Genomic DNA, 18555 nt, shown 5'->3' on the forward strand with positions numbered 1-18555 from the left:
TCATGATTATAAGATAGTTTTACTTAATTTAAAGTATTTTTGGTATTATTTTAAGCAAAAAACTAGCTAGGAAAATCTATGGATATAAGAAAAGAATATTTAGAATTTTTTAAGTCAAAAGGACACGAAATCACTCCTTCAAGCCCTTTAGTGCCTGATGATGCAACTTTACTTTTTACTAATGCAGGTATGGTGCCTTTTAAAAGTATATTTACCGGAGAAGTACCACGTCCTAATCCTCCGCGTAAAACAAGTTGTCAAACTTGTATAAGAGCTGGTGGAAAACATAATGACTTAGACAATGTAGGCTACACAGCAAGACATCATACTTTCTTTGAAATGCTTGGAAATTTTAGTTTTGGAGATTATTTTAAAGAACAAGCCATTGCTTATGCTTGGGAGTTTGTAACTGAAGTTTTAAAACTACCTAAAGAAAGACTATATGTAACTGTACATGAAAGCGATGATGAAGCATATGAACTTTGGCAAAAACATATAGAAAAAGAAAGAATTTATAAATTTGGCGATAAAGATAATTTCTGGCAAATGGGCGATACTGGACCATGCGGACCTTGTAGTGAAATTTTTTATGATCAAGGTGCTGAGCATTTTAATTCTAGTGAAGATTATATGGGTGGTGATGGAGATAGGTTCTTAGAAATTTGGAACCTAGTTTTCATGCAGTATGAAAGAAGTGCTGATGGCACACTTACTCCATTGCCAAAACCTAGTATTGATACAGGCATGGGACTTGAAAGAGTTAGTGCTATAAAAGAAGGAAAATTTAGCAATTTTGATAGTTCTTTGTTTATGCCTATTATTGAGAGTATTGCTAAACTTTGTGGCAAAACTTATACCTACGAAAATGGAGCTAGCTATAGAGTAATCGCTGATCATATTAGATCAAGTGTATTTTTACTTGCTCAAGGAGTTGGTTTTGATAAAGAAGGCAGGGGCTATGTTTTAAGAAGAATTATGCGCCGTGCCTTAAGACATGGATATTTATTAGGTCTTAAAAGAGCTTTTATGTATGAGCTTGTAGATGTGGTTTGCGAGTTAATGGGTGGGCATTATACTTACCTAAATGAAAAAAAAGAATTTATCAAAGAGCAGATTAAACTAGAAGAAGAAAGATTTTTAAGCACTATTGAAAATGGTATTGAAATTTTCAATGAAGAACTTAAAAAAACTAAAGATATTTTTAGCGGTGAAGTAGCTTTTAAACTTTATGATACTTACGGTTTTCCGCTTGATTTAACCCAAGATATGCTAAGAGAAAAAAATCTTAGTGTGGATGAGGCTAAATTTAATGAGCTTATGCAAGAACAAAAAGACAGAGCCAAAGCTTCTTGGAAAGGAAGTGGAGATAAAGCAGTTAGCGGAGACTTTAAAGTTTTATTAGAAAAATTTGGCAAAAATACTTTTAGTGGTTATGAAAATTATGAAGAAAAAACTAAAATCATAGCCATTTTAGATGAAAATTTTAAAATCATAACCAAAGCTAAGGCAGGAGATATAGCATGGTTAATGCTTGAAAAAACTCCATTTTATGCAACAAGTGGAGGGCAAAGCGCTGATATAGGTTTTATCAATGAAAATGAGGTTTTAGATACACAAAAATTCTTTGATATTAATCTTAGTCAAGTGAAATTAAAACAAGATCTTAAAACAAACGATGAAGTATTAGCTTGCATAGATACTAAAAAAAGAGAACAAATCGCAAGACATCATAGTGCGACACATTTATTACACCATGCTTTAAGAGAAATTCTTGGCTCACACATTAGCCAAGCAGGCTCTTTGGTAGAGCATAATAAATTAAGATTTGATTTTACTCATCCAAAAGCCCTAAACAAAGAAGAATTAAAGCAAATAGAAGCTTTAGTAAATACTTACATCATGCAAGCAAATGAAGCTAAAATTGAAATTTTGGCTTTAGATGAAGCTAAAAAAAGTGGCGCCATAGCTTTATTTAGTGAAAAATATCAAGAAAAAGTAAGAGTTTTAACCCTAGGAGCTAGTAAAGAACTTTGCGGTGGTACCCATGTGAAAAATAGCTCTGAAATAGGAAGTTTTTACATCATCAAAGAAAGCGGTGTTAGCGCTGGAGTTAGAAGAATAGAAGCAGTAGTAAGCAAAGCTGCACTTGATTATGTTAATGAAAATTTAAAAGAGCTAAACCAAGCTAAAGAAGAGTTAAAAACTCATGATATTTTAAGCTATGTGGCAAAATTAAAAAATGAAATAGCTAGTTTAAAAAATGAATTAAAAAATTCAAACAAAGCAGAATTAAACTCTAAAGAACTAAATGGCATTCAATATTGTGTGCAAAAAATAGACAGTGGCGATATAAAAACCATGATAGATGAGTTTAAAAACAAATTTAACAAAGCTGTAATTTTACTTTTACAAGAAAAGGAAGGCAAAATCATCATAGCTGCAGGTGTTAAAGACGCTTCATTAAAAGCTGGTGTTTTGGTAAAAGAAATTGCACAAATACTTGGTGGAAACGGTGGTGGTAGAGATGATTTTGCAACAGCTGGTGGTAAAGATACAAGCAAAATAGAACAAGCGCTTGATCATGCTAAGAAAATCATAGAAGAAAGTCTTATTTAATGCTTTATCTAGCTTCAAGTTCGCCTTCACGCGTTGCTTTATTAAAAGAAGCAAATATCGCTTTTGAACAAATTATTATCGATTATGATGAGAGCTTGGTAAAAAAAGATAATCCAAGCTCTTATGTGCAAAAAATTGTTTTAGAAAAAGAAAGGCAATTTTTTGCAAAATATCCTGATTTAAAAAATGTTTTATTTGCTGATAGCATAGTTTGTGCTCAAAATATCATTCTTACTAAAGCTAAAAGCGATAATGAGGCTTTTAATATGCTCAATTTGCAAAGTGGCAAAAGTATTAGTGTTTTAAGCGCGATGATTTTAGTTTTAGAAGATAAAAAGATTTTTAATCTTAGCAAGTGTGATTTGATTTTGGATAAATTTGATTTAAAAGATATGCAAGAATACGTTGAGTCAAAACTTTATCAAGGCAAAGCCGGAGCTGTGATGTGCGAGGGATTTCATAAAAAATACATTAAAAAAATCATAGGCCATCAAAGTACAGCATTAGGGCTTAATATAGAACTTTTGAAAGCATTTTTATGATAAAAATTTTAAAAATATTTCTTTCTTTTTGTGTAGTGTGTGCGGTTGGAGTTTTTATATTTATTGCTTATTTGTTTTCTGATTCTGATTTAAATCAATACACCTTTAAAGATTACAAACCACCTCTTACAACACAAATTTTTGATAAGAATGGAAAATTAGTTGCAAATGTTTTCGAGCAACACCGCTTTTATGCCCCTTATGAAGAACTTCCTCCAAGACTTATAGAAGCTTTGGTAGCCATTGAAGATACTAGCTTTTTTGAACATGGTGGGGTTAATATAGATGCGATTTTTAGAGCAGCTATTAAAATCATAAGAAGTGGTGGAAAAACCATGGAAGGAGCTTCCACTCTTACGCAACAATTCATAAAAAACACAGAATTAACCCCAGAGCGTACTTTAAGTAGAAAACTAAAAGAAGCTTTACTTGCATACAAAATAGAAAGTACTTTAACTAAAGAGCAAATTTTAGAAAGATATTTAAATTTCATATTCTTTGGACATGGATATTATGGAGTAAAAACTGCTGCGCTTGGGTATTTTAGAAAAAATTTAGATGAGCTTAGTTTGAAAGAAATTGCCATTTTAGTAGGTATGCCAAAGGCTCCAAGTACTTATGATCCTACTAGACATTTAGATCTTTCTTTAGCTAGAGCAAATAGCGTAGTACAAAGAATGTATAATCTTGGTTGGATTTCTAAAGAAGAGTATGAAAATGCCTTAAAAGAAATTCCAAAAGTATATGATGATACTTTAACACAAAATGCAGCTCCTTATGTTACTCAAGAAGTTTTAAAACAACTAAGCGGAATTAAAGACTTAAAAAGTGGCGGTTATAAAATAGAGCTTGCTATAGATCTTGATGTGCAAAATATTGCAAGAGAAGCTTTAAAATTTGGCTATGATGAAATAGTTAAAAGAGACAAAGATGCAAATTTAAGCACACTTAATGGAGCTATGATAGTAGCAAATCACCAAAATGGAGATATATTAGCCTTAGTAGGTGGAGTAAATTATACAAAAAGTAATTTCAACCGCGCTACTCAAAGTTTAAGACAGCCTGGAAGTTCTTTTAAACCTTTTTTATACCAAATTGCTATTGACATGGGTTATTCTCCTATGAGCAAGGTTGCTGATATTTCAAGAATTTTTGAAAGTACCAAAGAAGATGAGAAAGACTGGAAACCTAAAAATTACGGTGGAAAATTTCTAGGGCTTATAAGCTTAAAAGAAGCATTAACTGGATCAAGAAACCTAGCTACCATAAATTTAGCTCTTGCCCTAGGACTTGATGTGATCCATGATAAACTTCAATTTATGGGCTTTGAGAATATACCGGTTGATTTATCTATAGTTTTGGGTAGCTTTGGAATTTCTATTTATGACTATGCTAAACTTTATACAGTATTTGGAAACTATGGCGTGCAAAAAGATTTAATACTCATTAAAAGAGTAATTGATAAAAATGGCAAAATGGTAGTAGAATTTAACTCTGGAGAAAGAAAAATTAGCGAACCCGAACAAGCCTTTTTAGTCAATGATATGATGCAAAATGTTGTTAAAAAAGGCACTGGACGCAACGCTAGGGTAGAAGGGATTGAAATAGCTGGAAAAACAGGCACTTCAAATAAAAGCATCGATGCATGGTTTTGTGGCTTGACTCCTGAAATAGAAGCTATCATTTGGTATGGTAATGATGATAATAAACCTATGAAACAAATCGAAGGTGGTGCAAGGACTGCTGCTCCGGTTTTTAAAGAATTTTTAACAAAATACTTAGAACTTTATCCTGATAGTGCTAGAAAATTTATCATTCCAAAAGGGGTTCATCAAGGAATTTATGAAAAGCAAAGAGAGTATTACACTAATACCTCTCCATTTCCAAAAAACAACCCTGCTCTATCTGAAAATAACGAGATAATTTTTTAAAAATATTTTTTTATATAATAAAAATTATCCTTTTATTTTCCTTTATATGTTTTAATATCACAAAACTTATAAAGGAAAATTATGAACATCACAAACGAACAATTATATAAAAAAAGACGCCATTTTTTAAAACTAGGCGCTGGAGCTTTAGTTAGTTCAGCCTTAGTTCAATCTGAATTGATGGCATTAAATTTCTTTCCTGATCCTAATAATGAAAAATTAAAACTTAGCGATGAAAAAATTGCAACTAATTATGTAAATTTTTATGAATTTTCTACTGATAAAAAAAGAGCCGTAGAACTTGCAAAAAATTTCAACACAAATGGTTGGAAAATAGAAGTTAGCGGGGAAGTTGAAGAACCTTTGACTTTAACTATGCAAGATTTATTAGCTTTTCCTTTAGAAGAGAGAATTTATAGATTTCGTTGTGTTGAAACTTGGTCTATGGTGGTGCCTTGGGTTGGTTTTGAATTACGTGCTTTAATAGAAAAATGCAAAGTCAAAAGCGAGGCTAAATTTATAAAATTTACCACTCTTTTTGATAAAAATCAATTTGCTGATCAAGCTTCATTTTTCCCAACTCTTGATTATCCTTATGTAGAGGGCTTAAGATTAGATGAGGCTATGCATCCACTAACACTTATGGCTGTGGGTATGTATAAAAAACCTTTATTAGGACAAAATGGAGCGCCGATTCGCCTTGTAGTTCCATGGAAGTATGGCTTTAAAAGTATAAAATCTATTGTAAAAATAGAATTTACCAAAGAACAACCTAAAACCACATGGGAGCTAGCAAACCCTAGAGAATATGGATTTTATGCTAATGTTAATCCAAATGTCTCTCATCCAAGATGGTCTCAAGCAAATGAGCGTCCTTTGGGAGATTTTTTCACCAAGCCTACACAAATGTTTAATGGCTATGAAAAAGAAGTAGCACATTTGTATAAAGATATGGATTTAAAGGTTAATTTTTAATGAGCAAAAAAGTTTATAATATCGGTGGATTTTTAGCCTTTGCTTTAAGTATTGTTTTTAGCATCTATCAAATCATGCAAGAATTTGATATTGTAAAATCTGTATATTTTTATAGTGGTATATTTGGCTTAATCTTTTTTGGATTGAGCCTGTTTTTTTCACTTTTAAAGTATAAACACACAAAAGATTACCCTAAATTTTTAGGTTTTTATGCATTTTTTTGGGCTTTGATTCACTTTTTTAATTATTTTGCTTTTGGAAAAAATTTAGATTTAATACTTTTTTTCAAAGATACTTTCAGTAAAAATTTAGAATTTAGTGGTTTTATAAGCTTTTTTATACTCACATTTATGTTTATAAGCTCATTTAAGTTTTTTAAAAAAATGAGTAAAATAAGAAAACTTGGATATTTTTGCTTTTTGCTAGTAGCTTGGCATTATTTTTTATCTGCAAAAATACCACAAATTCCACATTTTTTAGCTTTAAGCCTAGCCTTTATTTTTCTACTTATTAAATTATATAAAAATTATAAAAAGAGAAAAAAAGTAACTTTTTTATAAAATTTGTATTCAAATGAAACACTTTTAAGAGTAAATATATAAATATATTCTTAAAATAAGACTTGATATATCTTATTTTAAGGACAATCATGCAAAGAAGAGATTTTTTAAACGGAATGGCTTTAACTATACTTGCAGGAATGACTCCTTTACAAGTATTATATGGTAAAGAAGCCAAAATCGAAGATTTTACCAAAGAATACTACCCTCCAAAATGGCTTGGACTAAGGGGTAGCAATAATGCAAGTTATGAATTTGCACATATGCTAAGAGATGGTGAAAAATTTGACTTTAGCGCTATCAAACCTAAACAAGAATATGATTTGGTTGTAGTTGGAGCTGGAATTAGTGGTTTAGCAGCTGCCTGTTTTTATCAAAACAAATTTGGAAAAGATAAAAAAATTCTTATCCTTGATAATCATGATGATTTTGGTGGACATGCTAGAAGAAATGAAATAGATTTAGAAGATGGTACTATTTTAAGTTATGGTGGTAGCGAAACATTTCAATCACCAAAGGCGTTATATTCTAAAGAAGTAGTAGATTTATTATCATCTTTGGGTGTGGATATTGATGAGCTTGCTAAACGTTTTGATGTAAATTTTTATCCTGATTTGAATCTTAGCAGAGGTGTGTATTTTTCTAAGGCTGAATTTGGAGTAGATAAAGTCGTAAGTGGCAACCCTAGAAAAGTAATTTGTGATGATATTCCTGAGGAAAAAAACAACGGAAGAAGCATTGAAGCATTTATAGGGGATTTTCCACTTAATGATAAAGATAAAAAAGATCTTATTGCTTTATTTAAAAGCGAAAAAGACTATTTAAAAGGCTTGACAAAAGAGCAAAGAGATGAGTATGTGGCTAAAACAAGCTATAAAAAATTTTTAGAAGAAAAAGTTAAGCTTTCACCACAAGCTGTAAAATTCTTTGAAGGTATGACAGATGATTTTTTAGCTTTAGGCATTGATGCTGTTTCTTGTGAAGATGCTAGAGTTTCTTTCTTACCTGGTTTTGACAAACTTGGACTTGATCCAATCGAGGGAGAAGCATTAGCTGAAATGGAAGAACCATATATCCACCACTGTGCTGATGGTAATGCTACTGTTGCTAGATTAATGGTTAGAAGATTAATTCCTGATGTGTCTAAAAAAGGCAAAGATATGAATGAAGTTACTCTAGCTCATTTTGATTATTCTAAACTTGATCTTGCTAAAAACAAAGTGCGTTTAAGATTAAACAGCACTGTTATAAATGTAGAAAATACAAAAGATGGAGCTTTAGTAACTTACGTTAATAAAGGCAAAAATTACAGAGTAAAAGCTAAAAAAGTTGTGATGGCAAATTATAATAGTATGATTCCATATATAGTACCAAGCATGCCACAAGATCAAAAAGATGCTTTGAGTAAAAACGTAAAAACCTCTCTTTTGCACACTAAAGTTATCATAAGCAACTGGGAACCATTTATAAAACTTGGAGTTCATGAAATTTATTCACCAAAAATGCCTTATGCTAGAACTAAACTTGATTATCCTGTGGATATGGGAGGATACCATCACCCAAGAGATCCTAAAAAACCTATTTGTGTTCACATGGTTTGCTCTCCTTTAGCTTTTGCAAACATCCAAGGGATTGATCTTGATGGAATGGATGCAAGAGATAGAGCTAGAGTGGGTAGAAATTTATTATTCACTATGAGTTTTGAAGAACATGAAAAAATCGTTCGCGATCAACTTCAAGGCATGTTAGGCTCGGCTGGATTTGACCATGAAAGAGACATTAAGGCTATAGTTGTAAATCGTTGGGGGCATTGTTATTCATATACAGAAAACAGTCTTTTTGACGATAGTGAAGAAGCGCAAAAAACTATAGAACTTGCAAGAAAACCTTTTGGTAATATCGTTATAGCAAATTCAGATGCTGATTGGGATGCTTATATGCACGCAGCAATTGATCAAGCATATCGCGCTGTTAATGAACTATAAAATCAAACTCCTTTTAGGAGTTTGATAAATTAACTCTTATAAATATTGCTTAAAAAATTATCTAACGTAATCTTAAAGAATTTAGTACAACTGTTACTGAACTAAAACACATTGCCAAAGCTGCCAAATGCGGACTAAGACTTATAAATGGCACAAAACCTGCTGCAATAGGAATGCACAAAGCATTGTAAATAAAAGCCCAAAAAAGATTGAGTTTGATGATATTTTTAGTTTTTTGAGAAAGCTCAAAACAATAAGCTATTAAAGATAAATCATCTTTTATTAAAATCAAATCTCCACTTTTTTTAGCAAGCTCACTTGCTTTAGAAAAACTTATGCTTGCACTAGCTAAATTTAAAGCAGGAGCATCATTGATACCATCTCCTATAAAAAGCACTTTTTCTTTTTTAATTTTTTCTTTTATAAATTCAAGCTTTTGCTCGGGTTTTAAGTCAGAATAATACTCATCGATATTAAGCTCATTTGCTATTTTGGCAACACTTTTTTTATTATCACCGCTTAAAATAATACTTTTTATATCCTTTTGCTTTAAATTTACTATCAAGTCTTTAGCTTCGTTTTTAAGTTCATTTTTCAAGCAAACCCCACCAAGACAAATATTATTTTTTGCAAAATACAAAGATATAGGTGCTTGATCTTCAAATTCTTGCAAAAATTGCCTGCTTTTTTGCATATCAACACCATTTTCAAGCATTAATTTTTCATTGCCTATTAAATATTTATCTTCATTTTCCTCATAAAGCAAACCACTACCCACTAAAACACTTAATTTTCCTTGCAAATTTAAATTTACATTCAATTCTTTAGTAAAAGCCTTTGCGATTGGGTGTGAGCTTAAATTTTCAATTTGGGTGAGTTTTTGAAAATTTTCTTGAGTTAGATCATGCTTATAAACACTTAAATCATCTTGACTTAAAGTGCCCGTTTTATCAAAAATAGCAAGTTTTATACTAGCTAAATTCTCTAGCACTGCTGGATTTTTCACTAAGATAAAATTTCTTGCTCCATTTGCTAAAGCACTAACTATGGCTATAGGGGTTGCTAAACCCAAAGCGCAAGGACAAGAGATTAAAAGCGTAGCACAAGCATGCAAAAATGCTACGTTAATTCCTTCTTTAAAATACCAAAAAGCAAACACAAAAAGCGATAAAATTATAATACAAGCTACAAAATAAGCTGAAATCTTATTAGCTAAATTTGCTAAAGGTGTTTTGATATTACCTGCTTTAAAAACAAGATCTTTGATTTGTTCTAATGAACTTTCAATCGCCTTTTTATTAGCCTTAATCTTTAAACTTCCATTAATCAACACAGTTCCTGCTAAAATCTCATCATCTTGCTTTTTTAAAAGTGGTAAAAACTCTCCTGTTAAAAAACTCACATCAACCTCAGCTTCACCCGCTATAATCACCCCATCAGCAACAACGCTTTCGCCCTCTTTTACTAAAATCACATCATTTTCTTTTACAAAAGCACTGGGTATGCTTTTTATACTTCCATCTTCTAAGATTATATTAGCTTTTTTAATATCTATGTTTTTTAATTTATTTTGATATTCTAAGGATTTAAATTTAGCCTTTTCTTCTAAGTATTTACCTAATAAAACAAAGCTTATAATCATCGCTCCGCCACTAAAATACAAATAACCATCTTTACTAAATATTTCAAAATACACAAAAAAAGAATATACAAAAGAAGTAAAGGCACCTAAGGATATCAAGGTATTCATATCTAAATTTTTATGCCCTAATCCTTTAAGAGCGTGGATAAAAAAACCTTTTCCGCAATAAAAAATCGCTATCATAGATAAAAACATTTGAATTAAAGCAGAAACATTTCCTTGGACAAACATTTCAAAATACATCACAATAGAGCTTAAAATTATACTCATGATAAGCTTTGTTTTCATATTTTTAAGCTCTTTGAGTTTAAACTCGTATAAATTTTGCTCTTCTTGTAATATCTCAAAACCCAAAGCTTTGATTTTTTCTTTGATTTTTACTTCCAAAGATAAATCTTTGAGCAAAAACACTCCACTAGAGTTGACATAAGAAACACTTGCATCTTCGACTCCATCAATTTTTGCACAAACTTTTTCTATAGCATTAGAGCAATTAACACAAGTCATATTGCCTATTTTTAATTTTAACTCATGCTTCATCTATCTCAAAACCTAATTCTTGTAATTGTTTTTTGAACTCTTCAACTTGTTCTGCTTTTAAATCAATCTCTATGCTTTTTGTTTCAACATTTATTTGCATAGTACCAAATTCATCTTCCAATGAAGCCTTGATTAAATTTACACAACTTTGACAATTAATATTTTTGGTTTTTATAATCATTTATTCTCCTTTTTCTCTGTATTCATATTTATGAGAGTGAAAAATTTTATTTTTTATCAGTTTAAAACCCATTTTTTCATAAAGCATTTTTGCATTTGTATTTTCATCTTCTACGATTAATGAAAGCTTTTTACCATTTTTCAAAGCTTCATTGAAAGCGCATTCAATCAATTTCTTAGCAATGCCTTTTCCTCTTGCTTTTTCATCCACACAAATACTATCTAAATAAAACTCATTTTCACATTCTTTTAAAACTTTTTCATTGATTCCTAAAAATTCTAAATGATCATTTAAAGGCTTATCTAGCTCATCTGCCAAAGCCCCATCATAAAAACAAATCGCACCTAAAATTTCCCTATCTTCTTCATAAACATATATATTTTCATAGCTTAAACGATTATTTTCTTGAGTGAAGAAATTTTCTAAAACCTCTATAGCTTTTTGACGATCATTATAACCACTAAGTTTGTATATAAAATGATCCATTGCTAAAGCAAGCAATTGTATACATTTTTTAACATCATCTTTTCTAGCTTTTCTGATCACTCTTTTACTCCTTTAAAATCAAATTTAGACTTCTTAGTTTATACTTTTAACTTTAAAACAATATAAGAAAGAGAGAATTTATGGGAAGAGCGTTTGAATATCGCAGAGCCTCTAAAGAAGCAAGATGGGATAAAATGAGCAAACTTTTTCCAAAACTTGCAAAGGCTATACAAGTAGCAGCAAAAGAAGGCGGAGCTGATCCTGATATGAATCCAAAGCTTCGTAGTGCCATAGCTACTGCAAAAGCTAATAATATGCCAAAAGACAATATCGATGCAGCTATTAAAAGAGCAAGTGGAAAAGATAGTGCTGATATTAAAAATATCCACTATGAAGGAAAAGCAGCACATGGAGCTTTAATCATTGTTGAGTGTATGAGTGATAATCCTACACGCACAGTAGCAAATGTAAAAGCGATTTTTAGCAAAAATGGTGGAGAAATTTTACAAAATGGCTCTTTAACTTTTATGTTTTCACACAAAGCTGTTTTTCATCTTGAAAAATATGATGGAGATTTAGAAGAACTTGAGCTTGAACTCATTGATGCAGGACTTGAAGAACTTGAGCAAAATGAGGAAGAATTACTAATTATAGGTGATTATACTGCCTTTGGTGAACTTAGTAATGCTATAGAAAAAAAAGGCTTAGTGCTTAAAAAAGCAGGACTTGAATATCTTGCTAACAATCCTGTAAGCTTTAATGAAGAACAACTTCTTGATATTGAAAAATTACTTGATAAATTAGAAGATGATGATGATGTACAAGCAGTTTATACTAATATAGAATAGGATCAAAAAATGCTTAAAAAAATCGACACAAAAAATGCAAAAAAATACAATTTTGCTATCATTAGCACCGAAAAAGGTGATATGAAATTAGAATTATTTCCTGATGAAGCGCCACAAACTGTGTGTAATTTTGCCAACTTAGCCAATGATGGTTTTTATGATGAGCTTGTTTTTCACCGCGTGATTCCAAATTTTGTGATACAAGGTGGTTGTCCTTATGGTATAGGCTCAGGTGGCCCTGGATATGAAATAGAATGTGAATGTGACGATCAAAAACACAAGCACTTAAGAGGTAGCTTATCTATGGCTCACGCTGGCAGAGATACAGGCGGATCGCAATTTTTCATTTGTCACAGCCCACAGCCTCATTTAGACGGAGCGCACACTATCTTTGGGCAAATTAACCCTGAAGATAAAGAAAGTTTGGAAGTACTAGATAGCATTAGAGCAGGAGATAAAATCAAAACTATCCAAATTTTAGAAAAACTTTAATTTTACATCTCCTTAAAATTGTGCTATGATTTTTAAGGAGATTAATTATGCATTTTATTTTTATTTGTATTCATCTTATTTGCGCTGTATTTTTTATAGCCTATGTATTTTTTGATGTATGTGTTTATCGCTTTGCTTATCAACACGCAAACAAAGAAGATTGTGATAAAATTAAAAAAGCCTATACTAAATCAAGTATTTTTATTTTTGCTGGTATTTTCATCTTACTTTTACTAAGTGGATTTTATCTTTTGAGCTTTTATGAAATTAATTCTTTTTGGGATTTTTTTGCAAGTAATTTTGGAGTATTTTTATTTATCAAACTTTTATTATTAATAACAATGCTAGCTTTGACTTTTTATTCTTTATTTTTTATAAAAGTTTTAAAAAGAAAAGATCCTTTAAAATCTCACTTGATTGCATTGATTTTATGTATTTTAATAGTCATTTGTGCAAAAGCCATGCTATATTTTTAAAACATTAAAACTAAGCTTATATCATTAGCTTAAAAAATAAAGGTTATTTATGCTTGGTGATATTATAGATTTTTTACTCACTCTTGCAAAAGATTGGGGTTATTGGGGGATTATTTTTCTTATGTTTGTAGAAAGTTCCTTTTTTCCTTTTCCCAGTGAAGTAGTGATGATACCTGCTGGATATTTAGCCCATCAAAATGAACTTAACTTTTGGCTATGTCTGCTTTGTGGGACTTTTGGAGCTCTTTTAGGAGCTTTGCTTAATTATTATTTATGTTATTTTTTAGGACGGGAAGTTCTTTTGAAAATATGCAAATATTTTGGAGTTAATGAAGCAAAATTTGCTCAATTTGAGGCCTTTTTTAACAAACATGGTGAGATATCAACCTTTAGTGGTAGATTAATCCCTGGTTTGCGTCAGTATATTTCTTTACCTGCAGGATTAGCAAGAATGAATTTGAAAAAGTTTATATTTTATACTAGTTTAGGGGCTGGAATTTGGTGTTTAATTTTGCTTATATTAGGCTATGTTTTAGGTAAAAATGAAGATTTAATCAAAGAATATTTGCATTTTGTTATTGTAGCTTGTATTATTTTTGCTGCTATGATTGTAGCTATTTATATCTATATCCAAAAAAGAAAAAAGATATCTTAAAATTTCATTTTTAAATACCTAGTTTCATTAGCTAGGTATTTTATTATTTTCTTTAATTTGATATATATTTTTCTAAAAACATTTAAATTTATATGATTTTATATTTGATTTTTGATAAAATCTTATAAAAATTATTTCAAAGAAAAAAGGTTATGCAAAAGCCATCTATTCAAAATTTAACGGATTTTTTAATCGAATACATTAGTGTTTTTCTAAGTGCTGGAACTTACACAGCAAGAGTGGCAAAGTGCGTTGGAAGAATAGCTAATGCATATGGTTATGAGATTAACATGAATTTTTTCTTTCATCATACCACACTAAATATTTTTGATAAAGATGATAATTCCATACAAAGAACCTATATCATACCTAATAAGCACAATCATATTAATTTTAAACTGATTTTAGAACTAAGTGCATTAAGCTGGCAAATTCATGATCATAAATACAACCTAGAAGAAGCTAAATTTTCTCTTATAAAACTCAAACAAAGCACAAGAAATCCTTTTTTAGCGAATTTATTTTTAGTTTCAGTAGCAAACTCAGCATTTTGCAAGCTATTTGGAGGAGATTTTTATGGTTGCTTATTTGTATTTTTAGCTACTTTAGTAGGTTTTAGCTTAAGAGTTTTACTCACTAGAATAAAAATTGATTTAAGAATTCAATACATTATTTGTTCTTTTTTATCTTCTTTTATTGTATTTTTTGGGGTGGATTTGAAACTCGTGCAAGAAGCTAATGTTGCTTTGGGTTCTAGTATATTATATTTAATTCCTGGGGTTTATTTTATAAACTCCGTTATAGACATTTTAAAAGATCATATACTTATGGGGCTTAGTCGTATTATTAGTGTGGCGATATTAGTATGCTGTATTGCCATTGGAATTTACACTACTCTTGGTATTAATGATTTTGGGATTTTAAGATGATTGATTATTCTTCTATACTTTGGGATATGTTTTTTGCAGCTTTAACAGGTTTTGGTTTTGCTTATGTGTGTAATCCACCCTTTAAAACACTCATACTCTCAGCCATATTAGCCGCTATAGCTCATGGTATGCGCTTTACCTTGATGGGATATTTTGGCTTTCAAACCTTGGCTATTGCAACCTTTATAGCTTCTTTTAGTATAGGCTGTCTTGGTTTATTTTTAGCTAAGATTTTTAAAACACCTGCTGAAATCATAGCTTTTCCCGCTCTCATTCCTATGATACCTGGAATTTATGCATATAAGGCCATATTGTATTTAATTTCTTTTATACGCTCAGAAGATATTAGCGAAAAGACTAATTTCTTGATTCAATTTTTTGATCATTTTTTTACAACACTTTCAGTAACACTAGCCTTAGCAGTAGGAGTAAGTGTGACTTTGCTTTTATTTTTTGAGCAAAGCTTTATGATGACAAGAAGTATTAAAAAAAGTAAAAATCACGATCAAAATTAATCGTGATTCATTTTATTTTTTGCTTCTATCCCCATAAGCGCAAAAGCTGTTTTAACACTTAAAGCACATACGGCAAAAAGTTTTAAAAGCTCATCTTCATTATCTGAGCCAACTACTTTATTTTCATTATAAAATTTATGAAATAAAGAAGCTAAATTTTTTAAATAATCAGGAATTTTTTGCAAGGCTCTTGACTCAAATGCGTCATTAAGCACTGCTTTTAAATTTAAACTTTCAAATAAAAGATTCATACCATCTTCATTTAAACTCTCAAATTTAGCATGCATAACATCATCTACACTCTTACCTGCTTTAGCAAATACTTGATGAATTCTAGCATGAGCATAATTAATATAATACACAGGATTAGAGCTATCTTCTTTTTTAAACTCATCTACATCAAACTCTAAATGTGTATCACATTTTTTACTAATAAAAATATATCTTAACACATCACTGCCAAGCTCTTCTAAAACATCACCCATTAAGATGAAATTTCCTGCTCTTTTGCTCATTTTATAAGGCTCACCATTTTTTAATAATGAAACCATTTGCGCTAAGATAATTTCAAGATTTTGACTATCATGACCTAAAAATTCCATAGCAGCTTTCATTCTAGCTATATAGCCATGATGATCAGCTCCCCATATATTAATACACTTATCATAACCACGGCTCATTTTATCTTTATGATAAACTATATCAGCAGCTAGATAAGTTCCTTTTCCATCATCTTTAATAATCACACGATCTTTTTCATCGCCTTTAGCACTTGATGCAAGCCAGATTTTACCATCTTGTTCATAAGTACCACCATGCTCTTTTAAAGCTTTTAAGGTATTTTCTAATTCATTATAATAACTTGTTTCGCTCACATAAGTATCAATAAATATCTTAGCATCGGCCAAATTTTGCTTGATAATTTTAAGCATTTTATCCTTAGCCCAAAGTGCTAATTGCGGAATGTTTTCTTCTACAAAGAAATCTTTTTCAAAATCAACAAAAGCTTCTTTTGCTACATCTACGATATATTCGCCTTTATAATACTCATCAGGATATTGAACTTGCTCTTTTAAACAATGCTCTTTTACTGCAAGTAATATAGAAAGACCTAAAAGATAAATTTGATTACCTGCATCATTGACATAATATTCTGTATCAAATTTATACCCTAAATGCCTAGCAACTCTAGTTAAAGTATCACCAAAAATAGCCCCTCTAGCATGTCCTATGTGTAAAGGTCCTGTCGGATTTGCACTCACATATTCAAGTAAAAAACTCTGCTCTTTTTTATCATCTTTTGCAAAATTTTCACTATCGCCCAAAGCTTGCGTAGCCAAAGAATTTAAAAAAGCTTTTGAAAGTTTAAAATTTACATAACCATTTAAAGCCTCTACACTTTCAAAACAATCACAATCTTTTAACTTAGCAACAATATCATTGGCAATTATCATAGGATTTTGCTTTAATTCTTTAGCCAAAGAAAAAGCCAAAGGCGTGGCAAAATGAGCTAGATTTTTATTCTTGGGATTTTCTAAGATAAAATCTCTTCCTAATTTTTCTTTAATTTCTTTATAAACTAAAGTTTTCAATGTATTGCCTTAAGCTTTTTTTACTTCTTCGTTATTTTCTTTTACAAGAACATCTTTTTCATTGATTTTTTCAATTTTTTGCGCATCTTCTTGAACGATTTTTTTATCATCTTCTGTATTCATTTCATCTTTAAAAGTTTTAATACCTTTTCCTAAGCCTTTAGCAAGCTCTGGAATTTTTTTTGCACCAAAAAGTAACACTACTATAAGTAATATAATCAACCATTGAGTTCCGCTTGGCATATGCATTTTATTCTCCTTTATTCCATTGAATTTGAATTTGTTTTAAATCATGTTTTGTACTTTTTAATTTTGAAGCTTCAAAAACCGCTTCTAACTCCCTATAGCTTTTTTCAAGATCATCATTTATGATTAAAAAATCATATCGATCCAAATAAGCCATTTCATCACTAGCATTTTCCAATCTTTTGCTAATATCTTCTATTTTATCAGTATTTCGCTTAAGCAATCTTTTTTCAAGTTCTTTTTTATTTTTAGTTGTAATAAAAACAGAAGTAATATATTCAGGCATTTTTTCTTTAGCTATACAAAAACCTTGCACATCGATATCAAAAATGACACTTTTACCCTCTTGTAATGCTTTTTTCACAGGGATTAACGAAGTGCCATAATAATTTTTATGTACCAAAGCCCATTCTAAAAAATCACCTTTTTCTATACCTTGTTTAAATTCTTCTTCGCTAATAAAAAAATAATCTACTCCATTTTTTTCATTTTCTCTAGGAGCTCTTGTTGTACTTGAAATAGAAAAATAAATATTATCTTTTTCTTTAAAAAGCCTTTGAAGCAAGGTACTCTTACCTGCTCCACTTGGCCCTGAGATGATTAAAATTTGACCACTCAATGTTTATCCTCATCAAAGCTTATGTTAATGTTTATATTCATTTTCATGCCTTTTAAGGCTGCTTTTAAAGTATCATCGGTAATACTCGAAGTGATAGTTTGAGCTATGCTTTTACTAAGCTCATTTACCATTTCATCTTCTTGTAAATTCTCTGCTTTTTCTTCAGTGTTTACCTTGCTTATTTCTTTCTTTTCTACAATAGCTGGAGCAAGTTCTTCTCCTAAAGCTAACATAATATCATTTTCGTTTAAATTTGCAAATTCATCTTGCGTTTTATCTAAAACTTCACTCATATTTTCCTCTATATTTTCCTCATTCACATCGGCTTGTGATTTCATTTGTAAATCTTCACCCTCACTTAAATCCTGCATATCAAAATCACTCATTAAATTCTCATCAATATCACCAAATTCTTCATCTAGTTCATCAATAGCAGCTAATTCTTCTTTTATTTTATCTTGAGTGCTTAACTCCTCTTCTGGTTGAAAATCATCTATACTTTCATCTTCAAAAACCTCTTCTACTAAAGGTTCATTTTCTTCTGCAACACTATCATCATCTTTTGCTTCACCAATAAATTGAGCATCTTCAGGTAAATCATCAAAACTCATCTCTTTTTCGCTCATTTCTTCAACCATAGGTAAATCATCAAGAGAATCAAATTCGGCGGGGTTTTCTTCTATATTTTCTTCTATATTTTCTTCTATATTTTCTTCTATATTTTC

18 protein-coding genes and 1 pseudogene are annotated in these 18555 nt (G+C 30.5%); 12 read left to right on the forward strand and 7 right to left on the reverse strand.

The genetic code is table 11. From position 1 onward, the window contains the following. Positions 1 to 78: 78 nt before the first annotated feature. From alaS to L8V79_RS00985, 6 genes are all read left to right on the forward strand, one after another. Positions 79 to 2616 carry an alanine--tRNA ligase gene (gene alaS / locus L8V79_RS00960; protein WP_263702156.1) on the forward strand — a complete coding sequence of 846 codons (2538 nt, stop codon included), beginning with the start codon at positions 79 to 81 and terminating at the stop codon, positions 2614 to 2616. Further along, on the forward strand, positions 2616 to 3158 hold the full coding sequence (gene maf / locus L8V79_RS00965; protein ID WP_263663083.1) for a septum formation inhibitor Maf: 543 nt from the start codon (positions 2616 to 2618) through the stop codon (positions 3156 to 3158). The genes alaS and maf overlap by 1 nt, the downstream gene beginning before the upstream one ends. Further along, positions 3158 to 5089: a PBP1A family penicillin-binding protein gene (locus L8V79_RS00970; RefSeq protein WP_263702172.1), complete on the forward strand. Its 1932-nt coding sequence runs from the start codon at positions 3158 to 3160 to the stop codon at positions 5087 to 5089. Before maf ends, L8V79_RS00970 begins: the two co-directional genes overlap by 1 nt. 81 nt (positions 5090 to 5170) lie before the next feature. After that, entirely contained in the window at positions 5171 to 6064 is an 894-nt protein-coding gene (gene msrP / locus L8V79_RS00975) for a protein-methionine-sulfoxide reductase catalytic subunit MsrP (protein WP_257396805.1), read from the forward strand. Then, positions 6064 to 6624 (forward strand): sulfite oxidase heme-binding subunit YedZ, encoded by a 561-nt coding sequence (locus tag L8V79_RS00980; RefSeq protein ID WP_263702159.1) that lies wholly within the window; start codon positions 6064 to 6066, stop codon positions 6622 to 6624. The genes msrP and L8V79_RS00980 overlap by 1 nt, the downstream gene beginning before the upstream one ends. 89 nt (positions 6625 to 6713) lie before the next feature. Continuing rightward, positions 6714 to 8609, forward strand: coding sequence for an NAD(P)/FAD-dependent oxidoreductase (locus L8V79_RS00985; RefSeq protein WP_263702160.1), 1896 nt, complete (start codon positions 6714 to 6716; stop codon positions 8607 to 8609). A gap of 61 nt (positions 8610 to 8670) precedes the next feature. On the opposite strand, the gene L8V79_RS00990 is transcribed toward L8V79_RS00985, so the two are convergent. From L8V79_RS00990 to L8V79_RS01000, 3 genes are read right to left on the reverse strand one after another with little or no spacing between them, the layout of a single operon-like run. Further along, positions 8671 to 10791: a heavy metal translocating P-type ATPase gene (locus L8V79_RS00990; RefSeq protein WP_263702161.1), complete on the reverse strand. Its 2121-nt coding sequence runs from the start codon at positions 10789 to 10791 to the stop codon at positions 8671 to 8673. Continuing rightward, positions 10781 to 10972: a heavy-metal-associated domain-containing protein gene (locus L8V79_RS00995; protein WP_263702163.1), complete on the reverse strand. Its 192-nt coding sequence runs from the start codon at positions 10970 to 10972 to the stop codon at positions 10781 to 10783. Before L8V79_RS00995 ends, L8V79_RS00990 begins: the two co-directional genes overlap by 11 nt. Then, the gene (locus tag L8V79_RS01000; RefSeq protein ID WP_263702165.1) at positions 10973 to 11518 is read right to left on the reverse strand and encodes a GNAT family N-acetyltransferase; all 546 of its coding nucleotides are present in this window, start codon (positions 11516 to 11518) and stop codon (positions 10973 to 10975) included. Positions 11519 to 11598: 80 nt separating this feature from the next. Here L8V79_RS01000 and L8V79_RS01005 point away from each other — a divergent pair, with 80 nt between their 5' ends. The 6 genes from L8V79_RS01005 (at position 11599) to L8V79_RS01030 (ending at position 15373) form a co-directional block, all read left to right on the forward strand. Beyond that, positions 11599 to 12306: a YebC/PmpR family DNA-binding transcriptional regulator gene (locus L8V79_RS01005; protein ID WP_214100684.1), complete on the forward strand. Its 708-nt coding sequence runs from the start codon at positions 11599 to 11601 to the stop codon at positions 12304 to 12306. Positions 12307 to 12315: 9 nt separating this feature from the next. After that, a complete protein-coding gene (locus tag L8V79_RS01010) occupies positions 12316 to 12798 on the forward strand; it encodes a peptidylprolyl isomerase (RefSeq protein ID WP_263702166.1) in 483 nt (160 codons plus the stop codon). Positions 12799 to 12845: 47 nt separating this feature from the next. Then, positions 12846 to 13274, forward strand: coding sequence for a hypothetical protein (locus L8V79_RS01015; RefSeq protein WP_012661788.1), 429 nt, complete (start codon positions 12846 to 12848; stop codon positions 13272 to 13274). Between the two features lie 49 nt (positions 13275 to 13323). Next, the gene (locus L8V79_RS01020; RefSeq protein WP_263702167.1) at positions 13324 to 13929 is read left to right on the forward strand and encodes a DedA family protein; all 606 of its coding nucleotides are present in this window, start codon (positions 13324 to 13326) and stop codon (positions 13927 to 13929) included. Positions 13930 to 14081: 152 nt separating this feature from the next. Continuing rightward, positions 14082 to 14858 (forward strand): threonine/serine exporter family protein, encoded by a 777-nt coding sequence (locus L8V79_RS01025; RefSeq protein ID WP_263678815.1) that lies wholly within the window; start codon positions 14082 to 14084, stop codon positions 14856 to 14858. Continuing rightward, positions 14855 to 15373, forward strand: a complete 519-nt coding sequence (locus L8V79_RS01030) for a threonine/serine exporter family protein (protein ID WP_039618755.1) — start codon at positions 14855 to 14857, stop codon at positions 15371 to 15373. Before L8V79_RS01025 ends, L8V79_RS01030 begins: the two co-directional genes overlap by 4 nt. Here L8V79_RS01030 and argS read toward each other — a convergent pair. The 4 genes and pseudogenes from argS to L8V79_RS01050 form a co-directional block, all read right to left on the reverse strand. Further along, a complete protein-coding gene (gene argS / locus L8V79_RS01035) occupies positions 15370 to 16965 on the reverse strand; it encodes an arginine--tRNA ligase (RefSeq protein ID WP_263702168.1) in 1596 nt (531 codons plus the stop codon). The two genes, L8V79_RS01030 and argS, sit on opposite strands and share 4 nt — an antisense overlap. A 9-nt stretch (positions 16966 to 16974) precedes the next feature. After that, positions 16975 to 17214, reverse strand: coding sequence for a twin-arginine translocase TatA/TatE family subunit (locus L8V79_RS01040; RefSeq protein WP_039618758.1), 240 nt, complete (start codon positions 17212 to 17214; stop codon positions 16975 to 16977). Position 17215: 1 nt separating this feature from the next. After that, the gene (gene gmk, locus L8V79_RS01045; protein ID WP_263663070.1) at positions 17216 to 17830 is read right to left on the reverse strand and encodes a guanylate kinase; all 615 of its coding nucleotides are present in this window, start codon (positions 17828 to 17830) and stop codon (positions 17216 to 17218) included. Continuing rightward, positions 17827 to 18555: pseudogene (locus L8V79_RS01050) on the reverse strand (hypothetical protein); the annotation flags it as partial. The pseudogene L8V79_RS01050 and the gene gmk, both read right to left, overlap by 4 nt.

The sequence above is a fragment of the Campylobacter sp. IFREMER_LSEM_CL2194 genome (assembly GCF_025771685.1).
GTDB lineage: Bacteria > Campylobacterota > Campylobacteria > Campylobacterales > Campylobacteraceae > Campylobacter_D.

Coding starts and splice junctions, on each gene's coding strand:
- msrP (WP_257396805.1), top strand. CDS start 5,171: ATGAACATCACAAACGAACAATTATATAAAAAAAGACGCCATTTTTTA.
- L8V79_RS01005 (WP_214100684.1), top strand. CDS start 11,599: ATGGGAAGAGCGTTTGAATATCGCAGAGCCTCTAAAGAAGCAAGATGG.
- L8V79_RS00995 (WP_263702163.1), bottom strand. CDS start 10,972: ATGATTATAAAAACCAAAAATATTAATTGTCAAAGTTGTGTAAATTTA.
- L8V79_RS00990 (WP_263702161.1), bottom strand. CDS start 10,791: ATGAAGCATGAGTTAAAATTAAAAATAGGCAATATGACTTGTGTTAAT.
- L8V79_RS01030 (WP_039618755.1), top strand. CDS start 14,855: ATGATTGATTATTCTTCTATACTTTGGGATATGTTTTTTGCAGCTTTA.
- L8V79_RS01025 (WP_263678815.1), top strand. CDS start 14,082: ATGCAAAAGCCATCTATTCAAAATTTAACGGATTTTTTAATCGAATAC.
- maf (WP_263663083.1), top strand. CDS start 2,616: ATGCTTTATCTAGCTTCAAGTTCGCCTTCACGCGTTGCTTTATTAAAA.
- L8V79_RS01010 (WP_263702166.1), top strand. CDS start 12,316: ATGCTTAAAAAAATCGACACAAAAAATGCAAAAAAATACAATTTTGCT.
- alaS (WP_263702156.1), top strand. CDS start 79: ATGGATATAAGAAAAGAATATTTAGAATTTTTTAAGTCAAAAGGACAC.
- L8V79_RS01015 (WP_012661788.1), top strand. CDS start 12,846: ATGCATTTTATTTTTATTTGTATTCATCTTATTTGCGCTGTATTTTTT.
- L8V79_RS01040 (WP_039618758.1), bottom strand. CDS start 17,214: ATGCATATGCCAAGCGGAACTCAATGGTTGATTATATTACTTATAGTA.
- L8V79_RS00985 (WP_263702160.1), top strand. CDS start 6,714: ATGCAAAGAAGAGATTTTTTAAACGGAATGGCTTTAACTATACTTGCA.
- L8V79_RS01020 (WP_263702167.1), top strand. CDS start 13,324: ATGCTTGGTGATATTATAGATTTTTTACTCACTCTTGCAAAAGATTGG.
- L8V79_RS00980 (WP_263702159.1), top strand. CDS start 6,064: ATGAGCAAAAAAGTTTATAATATCGGTGGATTTTTAGCCTTTGCTTTA.